General features: G+C 71.6%; 30 protein-coding genes and 5 pseudogenes. 10 read left to right on the top strand and 25 right to left on the bottom strand.

What is annotated here, in order from left to right; genetic code table 11:
* Positions 1 to 5 precede the first annotated feature (5 nt).
* From JN350_RS12095 to JN350_RS12075, 5 genes are all read right to left on the bottom strand, one after another.
* Complete coding sequence (locus JN350_RS12095; protein ID WP_111084144.1) at positions 6 to 656, bottom strand: response regulator transcription factor; 651 nt, start codon at positions 654 to 656, stop codon at positions 6 to 8.
* Positions 653 to 1771: a sensor histidine kinase gene (locus tag JN350_RS20225; protein ID WP_205462363.1), complete on the bottom strand. Its 1119-nt coding sequence runs from the start codon at positions 1769 to 1771 to the stop codon at positions 653 to 655. The genes JN350_RS12095 and JN350_RS20225 overlap by 4 nt, the downstream gene beginning before the upstream one ends.
* Positions 1657 to 2001 carry a sensor domain-containing protein gene (locus JN350_RS20220; protein WP_205462362.1) on the bottom strand — a complete coding sequence of 115 codons (345 nt, stop codon included), beginning with the start codon at positions 1999 to 2001 and terminating at the stop codon, positions 1657 to 1659. Before JN350_RS20220 ends, JN350_RS20225 begins: the two co-directional genes overlap by 115 nt.
* A gap of 124 nt (positions 2002 to 2125) precedes the next feature.
* A complete protein-coding gene (locus JN350_RS12080; RefSeq protein WP_205462361.1) occupies positions 2126 to 2638 on the bottom strand; it encodes an ASCH domain-containing protein in 513 nt (170 codons plus the stop codon).
* Between the two features lie 48 nt (positions 2639 to 2686).
* Positions 2687 to 2911: a hypothetical protein gene (locus JN350_RS12075; protein WP_146249681.1), complete on the bottom strand. Its 225-nt coding sequence runs from the start codon at positions 2909 to 2911 to the stop codon at positions 2687 to 2689.
* Between JN350_RS12075 and JN350_RS12070 the strand changes: the two genes are divergently transcribed.
* A complete protein-coding gene (locus tag JN350_RS12070; RefSeq protein ID WP_205464528.1) occupies positions 2853 to 3026 on the top strand; it encodes a hypothetical protein in 174 nt (57 codons plus the stop codon). The genes JN350_RS12075 and JN350_RS12070 overlap by 59 nt on opposite strands.
* Positions 2953 to 3240, top strand: coding sequence for a LuxR C-terminal-related transcriptional regulator (locus tag JN350_RS19500; RefSeq protein ID WP_461964428.1), 288 nt, complete (start codon positions 2953 to 2955; stop codon positions 3238 to 3240). Before JN350_RS12070 ends, JN350_RS19500 begins: the two co-directional genes overlap by 74 nt.
* Here JN350_RS19500 and JN350_RS12060 read toward each other — a convergent pair.
* From JN350_RS12060 to JN350_RS12050, 3 genes and pseudogenes are all read right to left on the bottom strand, one after another.
* A pseudogene (locus JN350_RS12060) lies at positions 3191 to 4365 on the bottom strand (flagellar hook protein FlgE). The gene JN350_RS19500 and the pseudogene JN350_RS12060 overlap by 50 nt on opposite strands.
* A 56-nt stretch (positions 4366 to 4421) precedes the next feature.
* The gene (locus tag JN350_RS12055) at positions 4422 to 4865 is read right to left on the bottom strand and encodes a flagellar hook assembly protein FlgD (protein ID WP_111084148.1); all 444 of its coding nucleotides are present in this window, start codon (positions 4863 to 4865) and stop codon (positions 4422 to 4424) included.
* A 25-nt stretch (positions 4866 to 4890) separates the two neighbouring features.
* On the bottom strand, positions 4891 to 5502 hold the full coding sequence (locus JN350_RS12050) for a flagellar hook-length control protein FliK (RefSeq protein ID WP_205462360.1): 612 nt from the start codon (positions 5500 to 5502) through the stop codon (positions 4891 to 4893).
* A 46-nt stretch (positions 5503 to 5548) separates the two neighbouring features.
* Between JN350_RS12050 and JN350_RS12045 the strand changes: the two genes are divergently transcribed.
* Positions 5549 to 5926: a hypothetical protein gene (locus JN350_RS12045; protein WP_205462359.1), complete on the top strand. Its 378-nt coding sequence runs from the start codon at positions 5549 to 5551 to the stop codon at positions 5924 to 5926.
* Between the two features lie 441 nt (positions 5927 to 6367).
* On the opposite strand, the gene JN350_RS12040 is transcribed toward JN350_RS12045, so the two are convergent.
* The 14 genes and pseudogenes from JN350_RS12040 to JN350_RS11975 form a co-directional block, all read right to left on the bottom strand.
* Entirely contained in the window at positions 6368 to 7093 is a 726-nt protein-coding gene (locus JN350_RS12040; protein ID WP_205462358.1) for a C40 family peptidase, read from the bottom strand.
* Positions 7090 to 7521 carry a flagellar FliJ family protein gene (locus tag JN350_RS12035; RefSeq protein ID WP_111086344.1) on the bottom strand — a complete coding sequence of 144 codons (432 nt, stop codon included), beginning with the start codon at positions 7519 to 7521 and terminating at the stop codon, positions 7090 to 7092. Before JN350_RS12035 ends, JN350_RS12040 begins: the two co-directional genes overlap by 4 nt.
* Positions 7521 to 8863, bottom strand: a pseudogene (locus JN350_RS12030) (FliI/YscN family ATPase). The gene JN350_RS12035 and the pseudogene JN350_RS12030 overlap by 1 nt, the downstream one beginning before the upstream one ends.
* Positions 8860 to 9522: a FliH/SctL family protein gene (locus JN350_RS12025; RefSeq protein ID WP_205462357.1), complete on the bottom strand. Its 663-nt coding sequence runs from the start codon at positions 9520 to 9522 to the stop codon at positions 8860 to 8862. The pseudogene JN350_RS12030 and the gene JN350_RS12025 overlap by 4 nt, the downstream one beginning before the upstream one ends.
* Positions 9515 to 10576, bottom strand: a complete 1062-nt coding sequence (gene fliG, locus JN350_RS12020; protein ID WP_240347290.1) for a flagellar motor switch protein FliG — start codon at positions 10574 to 10576, stop codon at positions 9515 to 9517. Before fliG ends, JN350_RS12025 begins: the two co-directional genes overlap by 8 nt.
* On the bottom strand, positions 10573 to 12246 hold the full coding sequence (fliF, locus tag JN350_RS12015) for a flagellar basal-body MS-ring/collar protein FliF (protein ID WP_205462356.1): 1674 nt from the start codon (positions 12244 to 12246) through the stop codon (positions 10573 to 10575). The genes fliG and fliF overlap by 4 nt, the downstream gene beginning before the upstream one ends.
* Positions 12246 to 12581 carry a flagellar hook-basal body complex protein FliE gene (fliE, locus tag JN350_RS12010; protein WP_205462355.1) on the bottom strand — a complete coding sequence of 112 codons (336 nt, stop codon included), beginning with the start codon at positions 12579 to 12581 and terminating at the stop codon, positions 12246 to 12248. The genes fliF and fliE overlap by 1 nt, the downstream gene beginning before the upstream one ends.
* Positions 12581 to 12976: a flagellar basal body rod protein FlgC gene (locus tag JN350_RS12005; protein ID WP_240347289.1), complete on the bottom strand. Its 396-nt coding sequence runs from the start codon at positions 12974 to 12976 to the stop codon at positions 12581 to 12583. Before JN350_RS12005 ends, fliE begins: the two co-directional genes overlap by 1 nt.
* Positions 12973 to 13317, bottom strand: coding sequence for a flagellar basal body rod protein FlgB (locus tag JN350_RS12000; protein ID WP_111086349.1), 345 nt, complete (start codon positions 13315 to 13317; stop codon positions 12973 to 12975). Before JN350_RS12000 ends, JN350_RS12005 begins: the two co-directional genes overlap by 4 nt.
* A gap of 216 nt (positions 13318 to 13533) precedes the next feature.
* Positions 13534 to 13803, bottom strand: coding sequence for a hypothetical protein (locus JN350_RS11995; RefSeq protein WP_205462354.1), 270 nt, complete (start codon positions 13801 to 13803; stop codon positions 13534 to 13536).
* Positions 13793 to 14266 carry a flagellar export chaperone FliS gene (locus JN350_RS11990; protein ID WP_205462353.1) on the bottom strand — a complete coding sequence of 158 codons (474 nt, stop codon included), beginning with the start codon at positions 14264 to 14266 and terminating at the stop codon, positions 13793 to 13795. The genes JN350_RS11995 and JN350_RS11990 overlap by 11 nt, the downstream gene beginning before the upstream one ends.
* 10 nt (positions 14267 to 14276) lie before the next feature.
* Positions 14277 to 15677, bottom strand: a complete 1401-nt coding sequence (gene fliD, locus JN350_RS11985) for a flagellar filament capping protein FliD (protein ID WP_205462352.1) — start codon at positions 15675 to 15677, stop codon at positions 14277 to 14279.
* 92 nt (positions 15678 to 15769) lie between these two features.
* Positions 15770 to 16610: pseudogene (locus tag JN350_RS11980) on the bottom strand (flagellin N-terminal helical domain-containing protein).
* Positions 16611 to 16727: 117 nt separating this feature from the next.
* Positions 16728 to 17363: pseudogene (locus JN350_RS11975) on the bottom strand (sigma-70 family RNA polymerase sigma factor); the annotation flags it as partial.
* 644 nt (positions 17364 to 18007) lie between these two features.
* Between JN350_RS11975 and JN350_RS11970 the strand changes: the two are divergent.
* From JN350_RS11970 to JN350_RS11950, 5 genes are all read left to right on the top strand, one after another.
* Entirely contained in the window at positions 18008 to 18493 is a 486-nt protein-coding gene (locus JN350_RS11970; RefSeq protein ID WP_111086397.1) for a flagellar protein FlgN, read from the top strand.
* Positions 18494 to 18497: 4 nt separating this feature from the next.
* Positions 18498 to 19919 carry a flagellar hook-associated protein FlgK gene (gene flgK / locus JN350_RS11965; protein WP_205462351.1) on the top strand — a complete coding sequence of 474 codons (1422 nt, stop codon included), beginning with the start codon at positions 18498 to 18500 and terminating at the stop codon, positions 19917 to 19919.
* 14 nt (positions 19920 to 19933) lie between these two features.
* On the top strand, positions 19934 to 20803 hold the full coding sequence (gene flgL, locus JN350_RS11960; protein WP_205462350.1) for a flagellar hook-associated protein FlgL: 870 nt from the start codon (positions 19934 to 19936) through the stop codon (positions 20801 to 20803).
* Positions 20800 to 21177, top strand: coding sequence for a flagellar assembly protein FliW (gene fliW / locus JN350_RS11955; RefSeq protein ID WP_205462349.1), 378 nt, complete (start codon positions 20800 to 20802; stop codon positions 21175 to 21177). The genes flgL and fliW overlap by 4 nt, the downstream gene beginning before the upstream one ends.
* Positions 21178 to 21436: 259 nt before the next feature.
* Positions 21437 to 22360, top strand: coding sequence for a hypothetical protein (locus JN350_RS11950; protein WP_205462348.1), 924 nt, complete (start codon positions 21437 to 21439; stop codon positions 22358 to 22360).
* A gap of 47 nt (positions 22361 to 22407) precedes the next feature.
* On the opposite strand, the gene JN350_RS11945 is transcribed toward JN350_RS11950, so the two are convergent.
* Positions 22408 to 23037, bottom strand: a complete 630-nt coding sequence (locus tag JN350_RS11945) for a hypothetical protein (protein ID WP_205462347.1) — start codon at positions 23035 to 23037, stop codon at positions 22408 to 22410.
* A 38-nt stretch (positions 23038 to 23075) separates the two neighbouring features.
* On the opposite strand from JN350_RS11945, the gene JN350_RS11940 reads away from it, so the two are divergent.
* Positions 23076 to 23984 (top strand): hypothetical protein, encoded by a 909-nt coding sequence (locus JN350_RS11940; protein WP_205462346.1) that lies wholly within the window; start codon positions 23076 to 23078, stop codon positions 23982 to 23984.
* A gap of 38 nt (positions 23985 to 24022) precedes the next feature.
* Here the strand turns inward: JN350_RS11940 and JN350_RS20930 are convergent, their stop codons facing one another.
* Complete coding sequence (locus JN350_RS20930) at positions 24023 to 24436, bottom strand: 3-oxoacyl-[acyl-carrier-protein] synthase III C-terminal domain-containing protein (protein ID WP_461962953.1); 414 nt, start codon at positions 24434 to 24436, stop codon at positions 24023 to 24025.
* Positions 24437 to 24486: 50 nt separating this feature from the next.
* Positions 24487 to 24813, bottom strand: a pseudogene (locus JN350_RS20925) (thiolase family protein); the annotation flags it as partial.
* On the opposite strand from JN350_RS20925, the gene JN350_RS20920 reads away from it, so the two are divergent.
* On the top strand, positions 24728 to 24946 hold the full coding sequence (locus JN350_RS20920; protein WP_461962951.1) for a hypothetical protein: 219 nt from the start codon (positions 24728 to 24730) through the stop codon (positions 24944 to 24946). The pseudogene JN350_RS20925 and the gene JN350_RS20920 sit on opposite strands and share 86 nt — an antisense overlap.
* Positions 24947 to 25007: the final 61 nt, after the last annotated feature.

Raw genomic sequence — 25007 nt, 5'->3', positions numbered from 1 at the left:
ACGGGTCACTCGACGGAGAGGAACCGCAGGACGGCGAGCACGCGTCGGTGGTCCGCCGTGGTCGCTTCGAGCCCGAGCTTCGCGAAGACGGCCGTGACGTGCTTCTCGACGGTCCCGCCTGACAGGAACAGCGTCTCGGCGATCGCCGCGTTCGACCGTCCCTCGGCCATGAGCCGCAGGACGTCGGTCTCGCGCGCGGTGAGCCGGTCGAGCCGGTCCCGGAGCGGCCGCGGAGCCTGCACCAACGCGGCAGCGACCTCGGGGTCGAGCACGACGTTGCCGGCCGCGACCTGCTGCAACGACTCGATGAAGGTGGCGACCTCGGCGACCCGGTCCTTCAGCAGGTAGCCGACACCGACGGTCGCGACGTCGAGCAGGGTCCGCGCCCACCGCACCTCGGCGTACTGCGAGAACAACAACACGCCGACCTCGGGCCGCGCTGTCTTGAGGGCCACGGCGGCCCGGACGCCCTCGTCGGTGTGGGTCGGCGGCATCCGGATGTCCATCACGACGACGTCGACGTGCTCGGACGCGAGCGCGGGGAGGACGGCCGCGCCGTCACCGACGGCAGCGACGATCTCGTGACCGCGCCCCTGCAACAACGACGCCAGTCCCTCGCGGACGATCGTGTTGTCGTCGGCGATGACGATCCTCACGTGGTCGTCCCGGAGGGCATCGCCATCCGGATCGTGGTGGGTCCGCCGGTCGGGCTCTGGACCGCGAGCGTGCCGTCGACCGCTCGGAGGCGTTCGAGCAGTCCGGCGAGACCGGTTCCATGCCCGTCCGGAAGCGGCAACGAGACGTGGGCGCCGCCCGCGCCGTCGTCGGCCACCGTGACGACGAGTTCGGACCCCGCCGACGCCACGTCGACCGTGGCCGCGGTGGCTCCCGCGTGCTTCGACACGTTCGTGAGCAGCTCGAGGACCCCGAAGTAGGCGATGCCCTCGATGACCGGCGACGGGCGGACGGGCAGGTCCACGTGCAGCGTCACGGGGAACGGGGCGCGGGAGCACGCCGACGCGAGTCCGGCTTCGAGCCCCTCGTCGAGAACGGGCGGGTGGATCCCCCGAGCCAGCGCACGCAACTCGACGAGTGCTTCCTTCGTTGAGGCATGTGCCTGGGCGACGAGCGCCTCAACTCCAGACCCGTCGGCGTCCTGATTGCTCTGGAGTCGGTCACGGGCGTCGCCGAGGGTCATCGCCAGGCCGACCAGACGCGCCTGCGTGCCGTCGTGCAGCTCTCGCTCGATGCGGCGCAGCGTGCTGTCCGCATCCACCACGGCGGCGTCCCGGGACGCGGTGACCTCGGCGAGGCGCCGCTGCCGGAGGTCGGCGCCGAGCATCGAACGGATGACCGCGCGCTGCAGGGACCCGAGGCCGTGGTTGACGGCCGGCCAGACCGCGACGAGCACGACCAGGCCGACCGCGGCGAACGCGATCTGGAGCGGGACGGTGTCGACGAACACCCCGAGGAACTGCGCACCACGGTGCCGCAGCCCGTCCGAACCGGTCTGCTCCGGCAAGAAGCGGCCCCAGATGCTGTGGGACAGTGCGCCGAGCGCCGACACGAGCACCGCGACCGAGACAGCGAAGGATGCCGTCGTGACGACGAAGCCGACCAGCAGGTACGCGAACGCCCGCCACGTCGAGCCGTCCGTCAGCCGGGTGGTCGCCCATGCCAGGGGCCGCCTCGACGCGGACGGATCGTCGGCGCGACGACCTCCTGTCCCAGCAGCGCAGCGGACATCCGCCGGGTGACCGCCGCAAACCACGCGGAACCGCCGACGAGGAACGCCGTGACGACCAGGCCGAACCACGTGACCGCGGACGGGACCCCGACAGAGATCGCCAGGGCGAACCACGTCACCGCCCCGATCGCGATCGGCAGGTGCGCGGCATGGAACGCGAACTGCCGCCAGGTCGCTACGGCGAACAGTCCGGAGACGAACCGGAACCGGGGAACGGCGGTGAGTTGCGGGATCAGGGCGGTGGTGCGGGACATGAGACCTCTTCGTGTGGACCGGGAGTGTGGTGCGCTGGTCCCAGCCTCGGGGGACGCAGGCGTTCGCGGGACCGGGCAAGCCCTCCGACTGCTGGGGAAACCCGAACAGTGGGCGCCGCCGTACTCAGTCGGCGTGTTCGGGTGGCCAGACCACGGAGAAGTACTCGAACACGATCTCGTCGAGCTCCGACCAGACCGCACCCCGAGCAGAGCAGGTGCGCTCCCAGTACCGCTGGTGCTCGCGTCGCCAGCTCTCCAGGGAACGATCGTCTTCGCCCTCCGCGACGGCGAAGGCCGCATCGGCACTGTCGAACGGACCGACCCGCAACGCGGTGCTCCGGATGATGATCCGAGGTGCGCCCGAGCTGTCGCACGCGATCCAGTGCGACCCGATCCGGGGCAACGGGTCGCCTCGGTGCGCGAACTCGGAGACGAGCTCGGCGGTTGCGCGCTTCCCACCGGACAGGACGATCTGCAGCAGCTCGTCAGCGAGCCGGGCAGTGTCACCGAAGTGCTCCACCGTGTGGTCGCGGTCCTCGGCAGCCTGCGGACGGGTCGCCGTGTACTCCGCCCACATCGTGGTCGCGGCGTCGAGGTCCGGCGGTGCGACCGGGACCACGTCGTGAAGGTCACTCATGAGCATCATCGTGGCAGACGCGGCGCCGGGAACGAGCCCCGCGGCCGGTCAGTCTCCGTCGAGCATGCTCGTGGCCTCGTCGCCGGTGGGTCCCACCCGCGGCCTCGCGCTGTTCGCCAGGAGATCGGCAGCGAACGCCGCGATCTCGTCGGCGATCGTGCCCGGGACCTGCCAGGCGGTGAAGTGCGCGCCGTGGTCGAGGTGCGTTCTGCGCATGGCGGACAGGACGCCGGTGCTCGGGGTGGACGACGACGTGAACGTGCTGCTCGGCATCCGTGTCGCGCTCGAGACCGACGAGCACCGGACGGTCACGGCTGAGGGCGGCCGGGCACGGTTGGCCGCGGTGGTGCGCGAGGACCCGGACGCCGTGGTGCTCGACTCGCGATGACGTTCGCTTCGCCGAACAGCTCGACCTCGCCGAGAAGACCGTGAAGAACCACGTCTCCGGCTTGCTCGCGATGTTCGGGATGGAAGGACGGACCCAGGCCGCGGTCTCCGGATCCACCGACCGCCCGACGGGTCCGGGGCGGTCGGTGGCCGAGGGAAGCGCGCCTACCGCTTCAGGTTCGTCAGCTCCTGCAACACCTCGTCCGAGGTCGTGATGATGCGCGCGTTCGCCTGGAAACCGCGCTGCGCCACGATCAGGTTCGTGAACTCCTGCGACAGGTCGACGTTCGACATCTCGAGCGTTCCGGAGGCGAGCGAGCCGACGCCCGCCGATCCGGGGTGCCCACCGAGGCCTGGCCCGAGTTCGCGGTCGCCCGGTAGCCCGAGGCACCGGTCTTCTCGAGGCCGGCGGGGTTCGCGAAGGTCGCCAGAGCGATCCGTCCGAGGGCCAGCGAGGCGCCGTTCGAGAACGACCCGGTGACGGTGCCGTCCTTCGAGATCGAGTAGCCCTGCAGGGAGCCGGCCTCGTGGCCGTTCTGCGACGAGATCGACGCGGTGTTGAGCGACGCGAACCCGGACAACTGGGTCATGTCGACGGTGATCCCACCGACCGCCAGGGTGGCGCCGGACGCGATCGAGCCGTCGGCCTTGAAGGTGATCGCGCCGGTGGCGGAGGTCCCCTGGCCGTTGGACGCCGAGACGTTCCAGCCGGTGGTCGTGCGCGTGTAGGCGAGCGACATGGTGTGCTTGGTACCGTACTGGTCGTACACGGTGGCGTCGCGGTTGAGCGTCTCGCCCACGGCGGTGTCCGACGGCAGGTTGCCGCTGACGGTGGCCGAGGTGGTCGACGTGGCCGGTGCCGCGGCGTCGAGGGGCAGACGGATGTCGGTCAGCTGGCCGCCGTCGTTGACGACGCCGTTCGTCGCCGAGTACCCCTGCACGATCTTGCCGTCGGCGGTGACCAGACGGCCGTTCGCGTCGAAGTCGAAGGCCCCCGCACGGCTGTACACGGTGTCGTTGCCGAGGCGCGTGACGAAGAACCCGTCGCCCGAGATCATCAGGTCGGTGGCCTTGCCGGTGGCCTGGGCCGAGCCCTGCGCGAAGTTCGTCGACACACCGGCGACCTGGACGCCGAGGCCGATCTGCGCGGGGTTCGTCCCACCGATGCCGGACTGCGGTCCGCCGGCACCCTGGGTCATCTGCGACAGGGTGTCCTGGAAGACGGTGGTCGACGACTTGAAGCCGACGGTGTTGACGTTGGCGATGTTGTTGCCGGTGACGTCGAGCATCTGCTGGTGCGAGCGGAGGCCGGAGATCCCGGAGTAGAGCGAGCGGAGCATGGTGCGTCCTTTCGGAGAGGCAGGAAGAGCAGGAAGAAGAAGCGGAAGAAGAACGGTCAGGAAGCCGGAGCGGTGGTGGTGATGCCGGAGATCACGTCGAGAGCGACCTCCTTCCCGTTCACGGTGACCGTGGGCACGCTGTTTGCGTAGGACACGGCCGAGGCGGTCCCGGTGACGGCGGTGCCGGTCGCGGCGTCGGTGTAGCTGACCTGCTTGCCGACGAGGTTCGCGGCGGCGATGCGCATCTGGAGCGAGAAGTTCTCGTTCCCCGTCGTGGTCTGGTTGGTGATCTGCTCCATCATCGCGAGCTGCGTCTGCTGGCTGATCATCTGGTTGGTGTCCATCGGCGACGACGGGTCCTGATTCTGCAGCTGCGTGACGAGCAGCTTCATGAACACCTCGGAGTCCATCGTCTGGGACTTCTTCGCGGTCGAGCTCGCGGCGAGGGCCGCGGCCTGGGCAGCCTGGTCCACGCTGCCGGTGATGCCGTCGATGGGCATGGTCTGGTTCCTGTTCGTGAGCCGGTCAGGCGAGGACGTCGAGTCCCGCGGTGCGGATGGTGGAGGTGGTGGCTGCGGAGGCTGGCTGCGCGGCGGAGGTGCGCCGCGCCTCCAGGCCGGTGTCGGCACGCAGACGGCCGTCGGCCGGTCGCTGGTCGCGACCCGCCGACGCACCCGGGTGGTTCTGCGAGGACAGGTCGAGCGTGGTGCTCAGCCCGCTGCCGGCGGCGTCGCGCCGCAGGTCCGGCAGCACCTGGCGGACCGCGTCGCGGCCCGCTTCGGACGCCGCGAACAGCTCGACGTGCATGCCGTGTGCCGTCACGTGCGCGCGGACCGTGACCGGTCCGAGGCTGTCCGGCACGACCTGCACCGTGACGACGTGTTCCCCGGGTCCGGCCTGCGCGAGCGAGAACACCGGTCGCGCGAGCTGCTGCCCGAGGGGTGCGGGCGTGGCCGTCGGTGCCGCGGCGGCCTGGGCCGGGGCGGGCGCGGCGGTCGGCGTGTTGGGCAGGACGAAGAGCGTCTCACCGCCGCGCGTGGTGGTGACTGCCGGGAGGCCCGGATCACCCGCCGTCGAGCCCTGCTGGTCCGTCCCGTGGCCGGTCTGCCCACCCCGTGCGGCGGTCGCCGCTGCCACCGTCACGACGCTCGGGGTCGCGGTCGCGGAGCCGTCGGTGGGCTGGGTGGTCTGGGTTGCGGGGCCGGTCGGCTGGAGCGTCGCTGCAGCTGCGGCCGCGGACGGCGCCCCAGCGGGCGCAGCAGGCGCAGGGGTGGTGTTCGTGTTCGTGCTCGTGCTCGTGCTCGTGCTTCGGACGGTGTCCGCGCCGGACGGAGTGCCCGGCCTCGGGACGTCCGACGCCGGTGACGGTGCGGGCGCGTCGGCGGGGACTGCGGCGGTCGTCCCCGGTGCCGGTGCGGCGGCGGATGCGGCGGACACCGTCGTGCTGGCGGACGGCACCGTGGTGGCCGGCAGCGGGAGCGCGGCCCCGTCGCAGCGGCAGCTCCGGGGGTGTCGGCGGGGTCGGCAGCAGGCGTCGTCGGCGCGATCGTCGTCGGCGTGATCGTCTCCGGCGTCATCGCCGTGGTCGCGGTGCGGTCCTGCGCCGTCGGCTCGGGCGCGGTCGACGTCGTCGGCGTGACCGTCTCGACCGGGATCGTCGACGCGACCGGAGGGACCGGGGTGGGCGCCGTCCCGGCGAGCGTCAGCGGGAGCGTGGACGCCTGGGCCTCCGCGGCGGCAGCGGTCGCGCCGTCAGTGGCAGCCGCCACGTCCGTCCCCGTGGTGGTCGTGGCAGGGTTCGGCCGCGTGGTCGAGCTGGTGTCGTCAGCTGCGCGGGAGTCGTCCCGGCGCCCCGGTGCGCGCTCGCCCGCGCGGCGATCGGTCGCGGCGGCCGCGGACAGAGCGGCGTCGAACGACCCGGGCCCGGCAGGGTCGCAGGCCGGACGGGTCGGGGCAGCGGCGGCCGTCGGAGTCGGCGCAGGCTGGGTGGCGATGGTCAGGCTCATGCGGCGCTCCCGGACTGCATCATGGACAGCAGCGCAGCGGTCTGCAGGTCGGTGGCACTGCTCGCGGCCGTCGTCGCGGTCGTCGCCGTCGCGGCGGACGCCTGCGCGGGCACGATGCGGCGGATGGTGGCGATGTCGGCGTCCGAGTACCAGTTGTCGACGATGCGGACGTCCTTGCCGGGGCGCGGCGCGTGCAGCACCTTGCCGTCGCCGACGTAGATGACGACGTGGCCCTCGCCCTTCGGGATGATGAGGTCGCCGGGCTGTGCGTCCTTCAGGGAGCCGACCTCGACGCCCATCTTCGCCTGGTCCGGCACGACCCGCGGCATGGTCACGCCGAGGTCCTTGAACACCGTCTGCACCAGGCCGGAGCAGTCCATGCCGGCGGTCGTCGTGCCGCCGAACACGTAGGGCACGCCGAGGTACTTCTTCGCGTCCGCGACGACGTCGGACCCGGTGGCGCCGCTGCCCGTGGCGAGCGTGCCCGCACCGGCGTCCACCGACGTGGCCGGCGCAGTGCCGGTCGCGACGGCAGCGGCGGTCGCGGTCCCGGTGCCGGTGGTCCCGGTCGCCGTGGCCAGGGCGTCGGCGAAGGCGCTCGACGACACTGCCGACGACGCGGTGGACGACGACGCAGCCGTCGCGGCCGCGGAGCCACCACGCAGGGTGTCGATCTGGGACCGGATCTCGGAGATCCGGGAGAGCACCGCTTCGACGCTCATCGGGCACCACCTTCCGTGCGGCGTCGTGCCGCGATCTCGTCGAGGGCGTTCTGTTCGGTGCGGAGTTCCTCGGCGGCCTGCTCGGCGGCGTGCTTGCCCTCGAGCTTCTCCAGGCCGACCGCGGCACGCCGTGCGGCGGTGTACTCGTCTTGCGCACGGTCGGCATCCGCGCGGCGGGTCCGGACCACGGCGTCGAGCTCCTCGAGCATCCCGCGGGTCGCAGCACGCGCAGCGGCGACGGCGCTCAGGGTCGCGGCGTCCTCGATCGGCTGCGCGCCCTCGGCGTCGGCGAGGCTGCGGCGCGCGGCGATCCGGGCGTCGGCGGCGTCGCGCACCCGCTCGTTCGCGGTGGCGAGCGACGCTGCGGCGCGGTCCTGTTCGGTGTGCCGCAGGCGCAGGAGCCCCGCGAGCGGGAACCGACGGGCCATCACGACACCCCCAGCTGCTGGACGAGACCACCGAGTCGCTGCCAGGACGCGTCGGCGGTCGCCCGCTCGTCCATCCCCTGGCGCAGGAACGCGTCGATCGCGCCCTGGTGGTCGACGGCGGCGTCGACGAGCGGGTTCGAGCCGCGCTGGTACGCGCCGACGTCGAGCAGGTCCTGGGCGGCGGCACGCGCTGCCATCACCTTGCGCAGGGTCGTCGCGGCACCGCGCTGCGCCGGGTCCGTCACCTTCGAGGCCACTCGGGACACCGAGCCGAGGGCGTCCACCGACGGGAAGTGCCCGGTGATCGCGAGCTTCCGGTCGAGCACGACGTGACCGTCCAGGATGCTGCGGGCGGCGTCGGCGATCGGCTCGTTGTGGTCATCGCCGTCGACCAGCACGGTGTACATGCCGGTGATGCTGCCGACGCGGTCCGTCCCGGCACGCTCGAGCAGCCCGGCGAGCACCGAGAACGTCGACGGCGGGTAGCCCCGGGTGGCCGGCGGCTCCCCCACGGAGAGCCCGATCTCGCGCTGCGCCATCGCCACGCGGGTGAGCGAGTCCATCATGAGCACGACGTCCTGGCCGGCGTCGCGGAACGACTCGGCGATGCGGGTGGCCACGAAGGCGGCACGCAGACGCATGAGGGCGGGCTCGTCCGAGGTCGACACGACGACGATCGAACGCGCGAGCCCCTCGGCGCCCAGGTCGTCCTCGAGGAACTCGCGGACCTCGCGGCCACGCTCCCCGACCAGCGCGATCACGTTGACGGCGGCGTCGCTCCCCGAGCGATCATCGACAGCAGCGAGGACTTGCCGACACCGGAGCCCGCGAAGAGCCCCATGCGCTGGCCGCGGCCGACGGTGGTGAGGGTGTCGAGCACCCGCACGCCGAGCTGCATCGGGGTGTCGATGCGGGTGCGTGCCATCGCGTTCGGGGTCGCGTGGTCGAGCGGCACCCGGTCGACGGGCTCACCACCGGCACCGACGAGCGGGCCGCGGTCGTCGATCGGCCGGCCGAGCCCGTCGAGCACCCGGCCGAACAGCCCGGCACCCGTCGGCACGAGCACCGGGCGACCGGTCGAGCGTGCGGGGGTGCCGGCGGTGACACCGGTGAGGCGGCCGAGGGGCATGCAGCGCACGCCGGTGGCGTCGGTGGCGACGACCTCGACGGCGGTCTGCACGCCGTCCTCCGGTCCGACCGTGACGACCTCGCCGACGTGGGCGTCGAGCCCGGCGATCGTCAGCCCGAGGCCGACGGCGCTCGTGACGACGCCGACCCGCTGGGGTGCGGCCTGCCGCAGGGCGTCGTCGAGCCCGCGGGGCCGGAGCAGCGTGGCGCTCATTCGGACGCCCCCTGCATGTCGACACCGAGTGCAGTGCGGGCGCGGTCGAGTGCGGTGGCGATCCGGGCGTCGAGGATGCCGTCCGGCAGGTCGACGACGGCGTCGCCGTCCCGCAGCGCGGGATCCGCGACCACGGGCACCGGCAGGTCCACGTCGGCGACGCGGGCGGCGTCCGCCGGGCTGAGGCGGACGGCCACCGGCACGCTGCGGTCGATGGACGCGAGCGCCCGCCGGACGGTGGTCTCGGCGCCGGACGTGATCCGGGCCTCCCCTCCGTCATCGGTCCCGACCGCCGGACGGGAGGCACGGATCTCGTACCCGACGATCGCCTCGGCCAGGTCCGTGGCCGCGCTGGCGACGGAGGCCTCGGCGTCGCTGAGGACGGGCGCGACCGTGGACAGCATCGCGTTCGTCGCGGCGTCGAGGACGGCGATGCGGCGGACGGTGTCCGCGCGCAGCGACGCGGTCAGCGCGGCGTGCTCGGCCTGCAGGCGGGCGCGCAGGGCGTCCGTCTCGGCCTGCGCGGCGCGGAGACCCGCGGTGTAGCCGGCGGCGTGGCCGCGGACGTCCGCGCCGGACGCGCGGTCGGTCGCGGCGGCGGTGCCGATCGCGGGGAACGCGATGCGCTGCACGGTGCCGGCGGTCGTGGTGTCAGTCAACGAGCTCGTCCTCCTCGGCACGGTGCACGGTGATGACGCCCTGTGCCTCGAGCTCGCGCACGGAACGGACGACCTCGGCGCGCGCCTCCTCGACCTGCGAGACGCGGACCGGGCCCATGGCCTGCAGTTCGTCGTCGAGCAGCGAGCGGTTGCGCTCGGACACGTTCGCGCGGATCGTCTCGACGACGGGTCCGGCCGCACCCTTCATGGCGGTCGCGAGGAGCTTCGAGTCGATGCCGCGCAGCACCTGCTGGATGTCGCGGGACTCGAGCTTGACGATGTCCTCGAAGGTGAGCATGCGCGAGCGGATGTCCTCGGCGAGCTCCGGGTCGCGGGCCTCGAGCCCGTCGAGCACGGCCTTCTCGGTGGCGACGTCGGAGCGGTTGATGATGTCGACCAGGGGCGCGATGCCGCCGACGACCTCGACGCTCTCGCGCGGCGACACAACGGCGCCGGCGCGCTGCCGCAGGACACCGGCGACGATCCCGACGGCCTCCGGGGTCGCGCTGCCCATCGTGGCGAACGCCTGCGCGACGTCGGTGCGGACGCGCTCGTCGACACCCGCGAGGACGGCGCTCGCCTGGCCGGGCTTCAGGTGTGCCAGGACGAGGGCGATGGTCTGCGGCAACTCGCCCTCGAGCAGGGTGATGACCTGCCCGGGCTCGGCGTCGTCGAGGAAGTCGAAGGACTGGCCGGCCAGGTTCGAGGCGAGCCGATCCATCACGCCGGCGGCGCGCTCGGCGCCGAAGGACGCCTCGAGCAGCCCGAGGGCGGTCTCCTTGCCGCCGCGCTTCTGCAGCCGGCCGCTCATCGTGATCCGGTGGAACTCCGACATGGTCTGGTCGACGACGGTGTCCTCGACGCGGCGCATCCGGACGATCTCGGCCGAGATCTCCTCGGCCTCCATCTCGGTGAACTGCTTCATCACCTCGGCAGCGCGGTCGGTGTCCATCTGCATGAGGATGAGCGCGACCTTCTGGGCACCGGTCAACGCACGGTCGTTCGACCCCTTGCCGGTACCCGGGCCGCCGGCGCTCGGCATCAGGGCGCTCACACCGGTGCCCGGTCGTCGAGGAGCCCGCGCAGGAGCTCGGCCGTGCGCTTCGGGTCGCGTTCGGCCAGTGCGGAGATGTCCTGACGGCGGCGCTCGGCCGTGATCTCGTCGGTCGTCAGCACCTCGGTCGGCGGGTCGCCGGCGGGCATCGTCGACAGCACGGCGGTGGGGGCGTCGCCGGCACCGAGGGTCGCGCGGTCGGCGGTGCCGTCCATCGCGAGGGGCAGCTGGAACGTCTCGCCGGCGAAGGCGTCGAGTTCGCCGAGGTCGACGGCCTCGCGCTCCTGCTTCCGGCTGCGACGGGCGATGACGAACATGACGGCGATGAGCGCGAGCAGGATGCCGATGACGATGCCGGCGGTGCGGATCGACGACCACAGGGCCTCCTGCTGGTCGGCCTTCTGCTGCGCCTCGAGGGCCTTCGCGGCCTGGTCGGCACCACTGGTGTCGAAGTCCATCATCGCGACCTTGACCTGGTCGCCGCGGGCCTGGTCGACACCGGCGGCGGCCGACACCAGGTCGTTGATGCTCTGCAGGTTCGCGTTCTGCACGGCGTCGGCCTTCGAGTTCAGCGCGACCGAGATGGTCTGCCGGTCGAGGGACCCCGACGGGATCTGCGTGGTCTCGGTGGTGTGGTCGACGGCGTTGTTCTTCGTCGCCGACTCGTTCTTGTAGCCGTCGTCGCCGGTCCCGCTCGTGGCGGTGCCGTTCGGTACGGCGATGTTGTCCGGGCCGAGGACCCCGGTCGCGCCGCTCGACGCGCCCGCGGCACCCGAGCCGTACTGCTCGGTGGTGCTCGACTCGTTGAGCGCGACCGGACCGGAGGTCGGTGACGTGTAGCTCTCCGACGTGCGGGTGCCGGACTCCTGGTTCATCGTGCCGGAGACCACGACGGTCGCGTTGCCGGCGCCGAGGGTGGTGTCGAGCAGGTCCTGGATCTTCTTGCTCGTCGCGGCGTCGTAGTCGGCGGCCTGGTCGGCACCGCTGCCGGTCGCCCCGGTCCCGACGGCGGACAGCGTCTGCCCCTTGGCGTCGACGACCGAGACGTCGGTGGTCTGCATGCCCTCGACCGCGGCGCTGGTCAGGTGCACGATCGCCTGCACCTGGTCGGTGCTCAGCTGCGTGCCGTTGTCGGTGGCGATGAACACCGACGCCGTCGGGTCCTTCTCCTCGGAGACGAACACGGACTTCTCCGGGATCGCGAGCTGCACGGTCGCGGTCTGCACGCCGTCCATCGCGCCGATGGTCTTGGCGAGCTCGCCCTCCATCGCCCGCTTGTAGGTGACGTCCTGCTGGAACTCCGAGCTCGTCACACCCATCTTGTCGAGCAGCGAGTAGCCGCCCTCGTTCGACGACGGCAGCCCGTTCGACGCGGCCTTGAGGCGCTCCGAGTACACCTGCGCCTGCGGCACCAGGATCGTCGCGCCGCCGTCGGTGAGCTGGTACGGCACGCCGTCGGTCTGCAGCTGGTCGGTGATGGAACTCGCGTCGGCGGCGGCCAGCCCGGTGAAGAGCGGCGCGTAGGACGCCTTGCCGAGCCACGACGCCAGGGCGATCCCACCGAGCACGAGCACGGCGATCACCAGGATCGCGATGGTGCGCTGGGCGGCGGAGAAGCCCTTGACGTACGCGGACAGGCGCGCGAAGACGTTCTTGACGGCGACGGGCATCAGGCCTGCATCCTCATGATCTCGTTGAAGGCGTCGACGCCCTTGTTGCGGACGGCGGAGACGAGCTCGAGCGTGACCTGCGCGCGGGTGGCGGCGATGGTCGCGTCGTGGATGTCGTCGAGGTTGCCGGTGACGGCCTTGAGCGCGAGGGTCTTCGAGTCGCTCTGCAGCGCCTGCAGCCCGTCGACGGCGTTCCCGAGGCTGGCGGCGAATCCGCTGCCGTCGGTGCTGGTCGTCCCAGCGGTGCCGGTGACGTCGCTGGACGTACCGGACACACTGGTCAGTGCGTTCGTCATCGCGTTGGTGGTCACACCGTTGACGGCGTCGATGGGCATCAGTTCTTCCCGATCTGCAGTGCCGCCTCGTAGGCGGTCTTGGCGCGGTCGACGACGGAGGCGTTCGCCTGGTAGCCCCGCTGGGCCATGATGAGGTCCGCCATCTGCGTGCCGAGGTCGATGTCCGGCATCCGGACGTACCCCTCGTCGTTCGCGAGCGGGTTGTCCGGGTCGTACGTCACGCGGCCGGCGGCGCTGCCGAACGCGGCACCCTTGACGTAGGCACCGGACACGCCGTTGCCCTCCTGCACCTCGACGTAGCGCGCCTGGAACGCGGTGTCGTCCATCGACTTCACGGTGTTCGCGTTCGCCATGTTGTCGGCGACGGCGTCGAGCCACTTCCGGTGCACGGTCATGCCGGTGCTCGCGATGCCGATCGCGTCGAAGGTCGTCACGAGTTCGTCCGCATCGCCGCACGGACGCTGGTGAGCTCGGAGTTCATCGCCTGCGTGGCGAACTGGTACCGGAGCACGGTGTCGACGTTGGAGAGCGTCTCCTCGTCGAGGTTGACGTTGTTGCCGTTCGTGTTCGTCGGCTCGAGGCTGCGGGCGACCGTCGGTGCGGTGTTCCCGCTGCCGTCGGTGATCGACTTCGCCAGGGCGTCCTCGAACTGGACCTTCTCGGCGTGGTAGCCCGGCGTGTTGATGTTCGCGATGTTGTTCGCGATCACCTTCTGGCGCATCGACAGGCCGTCGAGAGCGCTCTGCAGCGCGACGCTCGTCACGGAATCGAACACGGTGGTCCCCTCGTCAGGCGTCGTCGATGCGACGTCGCCGTGCGGTGGTGGCCGATCCGTGGCCGAACTGGTGAGCGATCCGTGCTCGTGTGGCGCTATCGGTGCCCGTCCCAGGCTGCGTTAGCCCTCGCCCCGAACGGGGTAGCACCACTTCTGCGACAGACCACTCGTCGAACGACGCGTGCTTCGTCGCGGAACAGGTGGCGGGACCGCGGGTCAGGCGGACGCGTCGAGGTAGACCGCGCCACGGGGCTCGCGCGTCGCGTCGACGGCGCGCAGCGCACCGAGGTGCTCGAGCGTCGCGCGTCGGTCCGTCTCCAGTTCCGCGATGCGGTCGCGCTGCGCAGCGAGCAGCCGGGAGGCACGCCCCACCAACGCGCGCGGCACCGGACCCAGCCCGGCCGGCTCCGACCACCCGGTGCCGTCGTCGAGGGCCACATCCTGTTCCAGGGAAGCGAGTGCCGCCTCCCAGGTGTCAGGCGACACCGAGGGCTCCGCCCGTCGCCTGCTGGCGGGCCGGCGTCGCCGGCAGCGACGCGGCGGCGTCGTGCCACGACTGCCGCAGGGGTTCGAGGATCCGGATGCAGTCGCGCGTGGCCTGCACGTCACGGTGCACGTTCGCGGTGATGAGGGACGTCGACGCGTAGTTGTAGACGGCGAGCAGGCCCTCACCACCGTCCCAGACGTCGATCCGCAGCGTGGACGACAGCTCGCCGACGATGGCCTGCGCGTGCAGCAGCTGTTCGCGGGCGGCGTCCCAGTCGGCGCTGGTCTGTGCGGCCTCGGCGCGGTGCAGGTCGAGCAGCAGACGGTCGTAGAGCATCGTGACGAGCTGCGCCGGGGTGGCCGACAGGACGGCCTCGTTCGTGTACTGGGCGCGACGCTGGTCGGTCACGGTGCGGGGCTGCGCGGCCTGGCGGAAGGCGGCGGCCTGGAGGTCGAAGGTCATGGTGATCCCGTCAGCTCGTGGTCGCCGCGAGCTGGCTGGCGAGCCAGCTCGACTGGGACTGGAGCTTGCTGAGGCTGGTCTCGAGCGACGAGTACAGCGTCTGGAGCGATGCGCGGCGCATCGTGAGTCGGTCGGTCCAGCTGTCGATCTGGGTGTTGAGGTCCTTGGCGACCGCCTGCTGGCCGGTGATCGCCGTGGTGATGGACCCGTCGTACTTGTCGGACGCCGCGGTGGCGGCGGCACCGACGTTCGCGGCGACGCCGGACAGCATCGCCTGCGTTCCCTCGGGGTCGGTGGCGAGGGCCTTCTGGAAGACGTCGGCGTCGAAGGTGAAGCTGCCGTCCTTGGTGATCGTGATGCCGATCGACGACGGGGACTTCCCGCCGACGGGCGCCGACATGGTGCTGCCCAGGCGCTGTACGGCGTCGCGCGTGGTGCCGTCGCCCATCAGGACCCCGGCGGTCGTGGTCGTCGATCCGCTGGTGGCACTCGTGGCGCTCGTCACCGCGGTGTTCGTCTTGTAGTAGGCCGAGACCGCGTTCATCGCGTCGACGAGTCCGGACGCCACGGACTGGGCCTTCGTGGTGTCCTGTGCGACGCCGACCGTGACCGGCTCGGTCGAGGCCTTCGACACCGTGACCGACAGTCCCGGCACCAGGTCGGTGAACGTGTTCGTCGCGCTCGTGATCGTCTGCTCGGCGGCGGTGCCGGCCCACAGCGTGACGCTGGCGTCCTTCGCCTGGGCGACGACCGCGGCGCCGACCTCGGTCAGCACGTTCGTCGCGGTGCCAGCCGTCACCTGGTCGGCGGTGCCCCGGTGGACCTCGAAACCACCCGTGGCCCCGGTCTTGGCGGACGTCAGCTGCAACCGGTAGAGCTTGGTGCCGTCGGCGGCCGCACCCGCGGCGACCTTCGTGGCGGTGACGCCGGCCCCGGACTTGTTGATCGCCGAGACCGTGTCGTCGAGGGAGCCGGACGAGGGCGTGACGGTGGTCTTCGTGCCGTCGGCACCCACCAGGGTGATCGGTTCGGCAGCGGCCGACCACGTGGACATCGCGGCGGTGACCCCGACCTGGGCGGACGCGGTCGAGCCGACGCTGAACGTCAGCGACCCGGCGCTCGCGTTCGTGCCGGTGACGGCGGTGACGCCCGACGACGAGCTCGTGGCCGTGAACAGGTCGAGCGAGGTCGCCTTCGCGGCGTCCTTCGCCTTCGTCGCGAGGGCCTGCACCAAGCCGTTGATCGTCTGCAGTGACGAGATGAACGAGTTGGTGCTCGTGAGCTTGTTCTTGAGCAGGGTCTGCGGCACGCCCTCGACGCTCATCAACGAGTTGATGAGGTCGGTCGTCTTGAGCCCGCTGACGAGCCCGTCGATCGCGAGGCTGGTGCTCGAGGACACGGACGATGACATCGTCGACACTCCCTGGCGTCGTGGGGATGGTCAGGAGGGCGACGCCGCCTCCCGGGAAGCCTGAACGATCCCGGAAGGCGGCGTCGTGGGTGCTAGCGCAGGAGCGAGAGCACGCCCTGCGTGCTCTGGTTCGCCTGCGCGAGCATCGACGTACCGGCCTGGCTGAGGATGTTGTCGCGCGTGTACTTGACCATCTCCTCCGCCATGTCGACGTCGGTGATGCGCGAACCGGCAGCGGTGAGGTTCTCCTTGGCCACGTTCGTCACGTTGATGGCGTGGTCGAAGCGGTTCTGGACAGCACCGATGCTCGAACGTGCCGAGGACACGTACTTGATCTGCTCGTCGATCGCGGTGATGGCGGCCTGAGCGTTCGTCGCGCTGTCGAAGGTGAGGGCGCCGACAGCGGTCGACACGGACTCCACGTTGGACTTCGACAGGTCGACGTCGATCTGGCTCGCCGCGTCGCCGTTGGCGCCGACCTGGAACTTCAGGACTCCTGCGGTGCCGGCGGAGCCGTCGAGCAGGTTGATGCCGTTGAAGTTGGTCGACTGCGAGATGCGGGTGAGCTCCTTGGTGAGCCTCGCCGACCTCGGTGGTGATCGCCTTGCGCGAGTCCTCGTTGTTCGAGTCGTTACCGGCCTGGACGGCCAGGTCGCGCATGCGCTGGAGGATCGAGTGGGTCTCGGTGAGGCCACCTTCAGCGGTCTGCACGACGGAGATGCCGTCCTGCGCGTTGCGGGCGGCGACCGTGAGGCCACCGACCTGGGACTTCAGCCCCTCGGAGATCGACAGACCGGCCGCGTCGTCGGCAGCACGGTTGATGCGGAGACCCGACGAGAGCTTCTCGAGGGACTTCGACAGGTCGTTCTGCGTCGAGTTGAGGTTCCGGTACGTGTTGAGTGCCGAGAGGTTGGTGTTGATGGACATACCCATGGTGGTTTCCTCCGTGAATGCTGGGTCGTACTACAGCCCGTCCGTGGGCTGACGTGGATGACTCTCGACCGGGTGCCGGGAGCCGTTAGGGAATCGACGGAAATACCCGTCGACGGTTCAGCTCGCCGCCACGGCGACCGGCGCGGTCGCGTCGTGGACGGCACGTGCGACGCCGGCGGCGGCGTTCGACGCGACGCGTGCGAGGTAGGCGCTCCGGCGGGCCGCGGTGGTGCGCGAGGCGGGTTCGGCGGCGGCACTGCCGTCCCCGTAGTGGGCGGACAAGCCGTCGCGGAGCAGGCGCATCGCCTCGGATCGCTGCTGCGAGACGGCGGAGTGCGTGATGCCGAGTTCCGCGGCGACCTCGGTCACCGAGCGGTCCCCGAAGTAGACGGCCTCGACGACGAAGCGCATCCGCTCGGGCAGCGCCTCGACGGCCGCACGCAGGTAGCGGCGCTTCTCGGTCTCGAGCAGGTCGTCACCGGGCAACGGCAGGTCGGCGGCGACGAGGTCGTGCACGGTCTCGTCGAGGGGCGCGACGATGCGGGCCGCGTCGCTCATGGCGTCCGAGGCGGTCTGCCGGTCGACGCCCATCGCGTCCGCGATCTCCTGCATACCGACGCTCCGGCCGAGTCGGGCGGACAGGGCCTCCTGCGTGGCGAGGGTCTCGCGGATCCGCTTCCGGGTGCCGCGCGACGCCCAGTCGGCCGAGCGCATGTCGTCGGCGAGGGCTCCGGCGATCCGGGTCCGGGCGTAGGCCCCGAAGGGGACGCCGAGGGTCGGGTCGAACGCGTCGGCAGCGGCGACGAGGGCGAGGACCCGACGGCTGCGAGGTCGTCGCGGTCGAGGTGCGTGGCGCGGGAGCGGACGTCGGCGACGATGTAGCCGACGAGCGGGAGGTGCTCCACGATCATCGCGTTGCGTGCGGTGCGGTCCATGCTGATCCCTTGATCGACCTGAGGTGAACGTCCTGACTCACCCGTCCGTGGGCACGGCGAACGCCGGCCTCGGATGGCCGGTGCGTACGCCGAAGACCCGCCCGGTTCCCTCCGAGCGGCGCACCCCGCGCCTCGTTCGCGCGGTTCGAGGTCGCCCTCGTGGTGCGTTCTGAATGTATCGGCTGGCAAAGTCCTGAACAGGGGTTCATCCGTCCCCAGTGCGGGGGCATTTCCGGTGTTTCGTGGTCCACCTTTGGGGGGACCCGACCGGTAGAACGCCCGTTCCCGTCCCCCGGACGGGGTGCGTTTCGTTCGTTCCGGGAGGCCCGGGTGACGTCCGCCTCGTTTGTCACGTCCCCGGCCGCTTACGACCACCGCCGTCGGGTCGATAGGTCTCGGTGTCCGCCGGATGGTGGACACGAAGACCCGAACACCCGACGACGACCCAAACGGGAGGAGCTGATGAGCGTGAACGACCTGTCCGCCGTGCTCTGGCGCGAACGCGAACTGCTCGAGCTGCTCACCTTCAAGCTCGAGGAGGAGCAGCTCCTGCTCACCGCGGGCCGTTCCCGCTGGGTGTCGCACGCCAGCCGCGAGGTCGAGCAGGTCCTCGAACGACTCCGCAGCACCGGACTCGAGCGCGCTGCGTCGAGTGCCGAGGTCGCCGAGGAGTGGGGCGTCCCCGCCGATGCTCCCCTGCGTGACGTCGTCGCCGCCGCGCCGAACGGCCCGTGGGGCGAGATCCTCGCCGCGCACCTGACCGCGATGGTCGAGCTCACCACCCAGATCGGTGCCCTGCGCGACGAGAACGACCGCTTCCTGCGCACCGCTGCCCAGGCCACCGAGGAGACCCTCGCCGGCACCGTGACGACCGCCGCGACCTACGACGCCTCGGGCACCTCCGGTTCCGGCTCCGACGGCGCCCGGCTGTTCGAGGGGACCCTGTAACCCCGTGGTCAGCACCTTCGGCTCCCTCGCCACCGCGTACTCCGGCCTCGCGGCGGCCCGCGCTGGCATCGACGTCACCGGCCAGAACATCGCGAACGCCGGCACCGCCGGGTACACGCGGCAGCGCGTCACGCAGAACTCCGTCCCCCAGGCGCAGACCGGCTTCATGCGCGGCACCGACGCACTCGCCGGTCAGGGCGTCTCCGTCGACGGCATCGCCCGCCTGGCATCGCTGACGCTCGACGTCGGCGTCCGGGTCGCCGCGGGGTCCTCCGCCTACGCCGACGCCCGTGCGACGGCACTGTCCGCCCTCGAGACCGGCCTGCACGAGCCCGGCAAGGACGGCCTGAGCGCCAAGCTCGATGCCTTCTGGTCGTCGTGGAGCGAACTCGCCAGTCACCCCGACGACCCGGGTGCCGCCAGCGCCGTCCTCGGCGCAGCGGGCACCGTCGCCTCGGCCCTGGCTGCCGGGTCGAAGGCCGTCGACGCGCAGTGGTCCTCGGTCCGGGGCACCGCGGCCGGCCAGGTCACCCAGCTGAACGACGCAGCGAAGCAGGTGGCCGACCTGAACGGGCGGATCCGCACCGCACTGGCCTCCGGCGGCAACGCCAACGAACTCCTCGACCAGCGCGACCAGCTCACCGAGCAGATCGCGACGCTCGCCGGCGGGACGACCCGCACCAACGCGGACGGCACGGTCGACGTGCTGCTCGGCGGCAACCCGCTCGTGCAGGGCACCGACGCCCGCACCGTCGCCCTCGGCGGTGGCGAACGCCTCGCCGACGGCGCCGCGGTCACCCTGACCTGGACCTCCGGCAGCGCCGGCGCGGTGTCCCTCAGCGGTGGGTCGATCGGTGGCGCCCTCGCCGTCCTCGCGCCGGCGGACGGGAACGGCACGGGCGGGGCGCTCGCCCAGGCCGCCGCGTCCTACGACGCCGTCGCGACCCAGCTCGCAGCGACCGTCAACGCCGTCCATGCCACCGGCACGACCCCGGCCGGCACCACCGGCACCGCGTTCTTCGCCCTCGCGGCGGGTGTCCCCGCCGCGCAGGGCCTGTCGGTCGTCCCGACGGACGGCAGCGGCCTGGCGACGCGGAACGCGGCGGGGCAGCTCGACGACTCGTTCGCCGACGCGCTCTCGCGACTCGGCACGGGCCCTGGGGCCGCCGACACGACCTGGGCGACGTTCGTTGCGGGGGTGGGCACCGCCTCCCGGTCGGCCGCGACGGAGTCGACGCTCACCGGACTCGCCCTGACCAACGCGCGCACCCAGCAGAAGTCGAGCGCCGGCGTCGACCTCGACGAGGAGAACGTGAACCTGCTGAGCTACCAGCACGCGTACCAGGGCGCGGCACGCGTCCTGACCGCCGTCGACGAGATGCTCGACACCATCATCAACCGCACAGGACTCGTCGGGAGGGGCTGATCGTGATCACCCGGGTGACCACCCAGATGTCGATGGCCGCGGCCTCGGCCCGCCTGCAGACCGGTGCGGCGCGCGTGGCGCAGCTGACCGAGCAGGCCACCACGCTGCAGGCGATCCAGAAGCCGTCCGACGACCCCGTCGGCACCGCGTCGTCGATGCAGGTGCGCAAGGAGCAGGCCGCCGCCGCGCAGTACACGCGCAACGCGAACGACGCCGTCGCCTGGCTCGCGACGACCGACAGCGCCCTGTCGAGCGTCTACTCGGTGCTGAACAGCGTGCGGGACCTGACCGTGCAGGCGGCGAACTCCGGCACCATGAGCGACACCGACCGTGACGCCTTCATCACGCAGTTCCAGTCGCTCAAGTCCGACCTCGAGGCACGGGCCAACACGACGTACGGCACCCGCTCGGTCTTCGCCGGCGCCTCGACCGCCGGCGCCGCGTACGACCCGACGACCGGGTGGGCGGCCTCCGGCACGGACGTCTCCCGCCGGATCGGCGACGGTACGACCGTGCGCGTCGACACCGCCGGGGCCGACGTCTTCGGCACCGGGGCGTCGTCGGTGTTCGGCGTGCTCGACTCCATCGTCAGCGACCTGCAGAACGGGGTGAACGTGAACGCGCGGATCAACGACGTCGACGGCGCGCTCGGGGCCGTCCGCGGCGCCCAGGCCGACGTCGGTGTCCGGCACGCGACCGCCCTCGCCGCCCAGGACTCGCTGAAGACCGCGGCCGTCTCGCTCGAGAACCGCCGCGCCGGCATCGAGGACGTCGACCTCGCCAAGGCCGTCCTCGACCTGCAGGTGCAGCAGACCAACTACCAGGCAGCCCTCGCCGTCACCGCGAAGGTCCTGCAGCCGACCCTGATGGACTACCTCCGATGAGCATCTCCCTGACCTTCGCCGTCCCGCCGTTCGGGCTCTCCCCCGCACCGGTCTTCACGCTGACCCCGGTGGACGGCGCCGAGGGCCTGTTCACCCTCGTCGGGGGTTCCTCGCGCTTGTTCGTGCTCGACGCTGCGGTGCACCTGCCGTCCTACGCGCCGGAGCTCACCGACGAGCAGGCCGCTGGGCTCGAGCTGAGCGACCCCGCCGACGCGATGCTGCTCGTGGTGGCGAACCCCGGCGCGTCCGGCGGTGCTCCCACGACCGTCAACCTGCTCGCGCCGATCGTCGTGAACGCCCGGACCGCCGTGGGCGCGCAGCTCATCCTGGAGGACCAGGACCTCCCGCTGCGGGCGGAGCTCGCGCGGGCGTAGGTGCCGCGGGGCGGGCAGTCGGCCGCACCCGTTTTGCGACAATCCACGAGTCGATCGGCGCGTGGTTCGTCGGAACATGCGCACGCAACTGTTGCGTGTGCATGAGTCGACAAAGCACGAGGTGATCAACACGTGCATCGTCGCAAGGTGCACACGAATGGAGCGCCCTCGTTCCTCCACACAGGGCGCTTGCGCTCGACTGTCCACAGATCGTCGCAGTAGGTCTCTCGCTCCGACTCGCTTCCACCAGCCTGTGGGCATGGGCAGAGCGAACGACATCGAACTCATCCGCACGACCGGGCTTCCGGATCCCGAACGCCGGGCGCTCGAACGTGATGTCCACCGCGGGGTCCTCGAACGGATCCGGCCCGGCGTCCTGGTCCGGCCCGGGGTGCTCGAACAGCTCCACCCTGGTGAACGACACCACGTCCTCGTCCGAGCATCGCTCCATCGCATCCGCGCCACCGACCTCGTGTCGCACCAGTCCGCGTGCGCCGTGCTCGGGCTGCCGCTCGTCGGCGAAGCTCCGATGAAGGTCCACGTGTCCGACCCGACGACCACCCACACGCGGGTGACCGCCTGGTTCGTCCGGCACGGCACTGCCGCACGGCCACCGACCGCGTACATCGAGTCCGGCGGACTGCGGACCACCGGGTGGGCGCGGAGCGCGGTGGACGTCGCTGCGACGCGGCCGTTGCTCGAGTCGCTGCCGGTCGTGGACCAGTTGCTCGCCGATCGGCGGACCACGCCCGAGGCACTGGCTGCTGATCTCGAACTGCGGGGCTCGGGGCAGGCGAAGGCAGGGGTGGCGATCGGGATGGGGTCGGCGCTGTCGGGGTCGCCGGCGGAGTCGGTGTGCCGGGTGCGCTTCCGGCAGGTCGGGGCACCGGAGCCGGTGCAGCAGTACGAGTTCCGACGGACCGGAGGTGGGACGGCCGTCGTGGACTTCTGGTTCCCGGATCAGGGCGTCGTGGTCGAGGTCGACGGCCGCGCGAAGTACGAGGACCCGACGATGCTCGAGGGTCGGAGCACCGCCGAGGCGCACTGGCAGGAGAAGCGTCGCGAGGACTTCGTCCGGTCGTTCCCCGAGGTCCGGTTCGTCGTCCGGTTGTCGTGGGCCGATCTCATGCAGCCCGACCGCGTGCGTGCAGCACTCCGCCGGGCAGGTGTGCCGTGCCGGTGACGCGCAGGCAAGCGGCACCGGGGGCCCGGGCGCGGTCAGCGGCGGGATCAGCGGCTCGGCGCCTCCGGGTGGTGTGCACGCTGCCGTTCGACGACGAGCGGCGCACTCGGCACGCCACCGCCGACGATCACTTCGCCGGTGCCGACCCGCACCCCGTGGACCCGCCCGACACCGTTCACCACACCGGCACGACGATCGGGGTCGGGCTCGCGGTGGTCGCCCCCGGCTGCGAGTTCGGCGTCACGGACGGCGACCGTCCCGAGCACCTGGGCACCGGCGCCGAGCTCGGTGGGGCCCTCGACGAGGCAGCCGCCCGACAACCGAGCGCCGTCCCCCACGAGCACGTCCGCCCCGGTCGCCGTGATCGTGACGGGCCCCGGGCCGAGTTCGGCATCGGAACCGATGGTCACCCGGGCCGCTGTGGCGACGACGGTGACCGGGCCCGGACCGAGCCGCGCGCCGGATGCGACGGTGATCGAACCCCCGGCACGCGTGTCGAGCACGGCTCCGGGGTAGAGGACCACCCCGGCTGCAAGGGTGACGTCGGCGCCGACGAGCACGGAGCGGGGGTCGAGCACCACGACCTCGGGCAGCAGGTCGAGCACCTCGGCGACAGTCAGGAACCCGGAGGCCCGCCGAGCGTCGTCAGCCGGACCGGGCGCGCCGTCGATGTCCATCCAGCGAGCCTCCCACATGCCCGGCGTACGGTGAGCGCATGGCCCGCTCCCCGAAGGACCAGGCGATCGTGCCGCTGCCGAACGCCCAGGTCTCCCCCATGCCCGACGACTCCCGAACCCCGCAGCCGCAACAACCCGGCGGGTGGGTCAAGTGGCTCGACCGTGCCATCAGCGTCCAGCGCCCGGTGGTCGTGGCGCACGTCAACGCGATCCGCCGACGCAAGCCGGATGCCACCCCCGCCGAGGTCATCCAGATCCTCGAGCGGCAGTACCTCGCCGCGGTCACCACCGGTGGCGCAGCGGTCGGTGCGAGTGCGGTCATCCCCGGCGTCGGGATGGTGGCCGCCCTCGGACTGAGCGGCGCGGAGACGGTCGGTTTCCTCGAGACGACCGCGCTGTTCGCCCAGTCGGTGACCGAGGTCCACGGCATCGCCCTGGACGACCCCGAACGGGCACGGACCCTGGTGATGGCGATGATCCTCGGCGCTCCGGGCACACAGCTCATCAAGCAACTCGGCGGGCAGATCGCCGGCGGTCAAGCGCGCACGGCGTTCTGGGGCGAGATGGTGACCTCGTCCCTGCCGAAGCAGGTCGTGAACGGCCTCGGCGGGCAAGTCCGCGACCAGTTCATCAAGCGGTTCGCAGTGCGTCAGGGGACGTCGGTGCTCGGCCGTGCACTGCCGTTCGGCATCGGCGCCGCCGTCGGCGGGCTCGGCAACCACGCGCTCGGGCGGAAGGTCATCCAGGCCTCGCGGACCGGGTTCGGGCCGCCGTCGGCCCACTTCCCGATCGTGCTCGAGCCCAAGCCCGCGAAGCCGGAGAAACAGCCGAAGGACAAGCAGCCGAAGGACAAGCAGCCGAAGGAGCCCAAGCATCCCAAGCAGCTCGGCTGGCGCCGAGGCCCGGCAAAGGACGAGGACCTCTGGTCGGAGACGCCCGAGCGCTGAGCCGGGCAGCAGGCCCGATCAGAACGACCGAGGCCCGATCAGAACGACCGCACCGGCGTCCTGACGACCTGCCCGGCGTGCGCGAACCCGCCGCCGAAGCCGAACAGCAACGCGGGGACGCCCTCGGGCAGGTCGCCACGCGCCCACGCCTTCGACAACCCGAGCGGAACGCTGGCGGCCGAGGTGTTGCCGGACTCGACGACGTCGCGGATGACGAACTTCGACTCCCCGCCGAGTGCGGTGACGAGCGGCTCGATGATCCGCAGGTTCGCCTGGTGGAACGCGAACACCTCGATGTCGTCCATGGTGAGCCCGGCGGCCTCGACGACCTTGCGGGCGTGCCCCTCGGCCTCGGTGATGGCCCAGCGGTAGATCGATCGGCCCTCCTGGTTGAACCGGCCGGGAGACCCTCGACCCGCACCGCGTCGAGCAGGTGCGGCACGCTGCCCCACGAAACGGGCCCGATCTCGGGGACGTCAGCGGCGCCGAGCACGGCGGCTCCGGCCCCGTCGCCGACGAGCACGCACGTCGACCGGTCGGTCCAGTCGGCGATGGCGGAGAGGGTCTCGGACCCGATGACGAGCGCGACGTCGGTTGACCCGACGCGGATCGACTGGTCGGCGAGGGCGAGTGCGTACTCGAACCCGCTGCACGCGGTGTTGATGTCGATGGGCGCTGGGCCGTTCGCCATCCCGAGCGCAGCGGCGACCCGACCGGCGGTGTAGGGCGCACGGTCCTGATGCGTGGTGGAGGCGACGATGACGAGTCCGACGGCCGAGGGCGACACACCGGCGTCGGCGAGGGCGTTGCGGCCCGCTTCGATCGCCATCGACGTGACGCTGTCGTCCGGACCGGCGATGTGGCGGGTCTGGATCCCGGTCCGGGTGCGGATCCACTCGTCGTTGGTATCGACCATGGTCGAGAGTTCGTCGTTGGTCAGGATGCGTTCGGGCTGGTGGTGACCGAACCCGAGGATCCGGCTGCCACGGAGTGCTGGGGTGTTCACCGTCGTCACGGTACTCC

Origin of the sequence: Curtobacterium sp. 24E2, from assembly GCF_016925595.1 — a bacterium.
GTDB lineage: Bacteria > Actinomycetota > Actinomycetes > Actinomycetales > Microbacteriaceae > Curtobacterium.
Note: the sequence above shows the minus strand (reverse complement) of the source record. Positions and strands in the feature narration are given on the sequence as shown.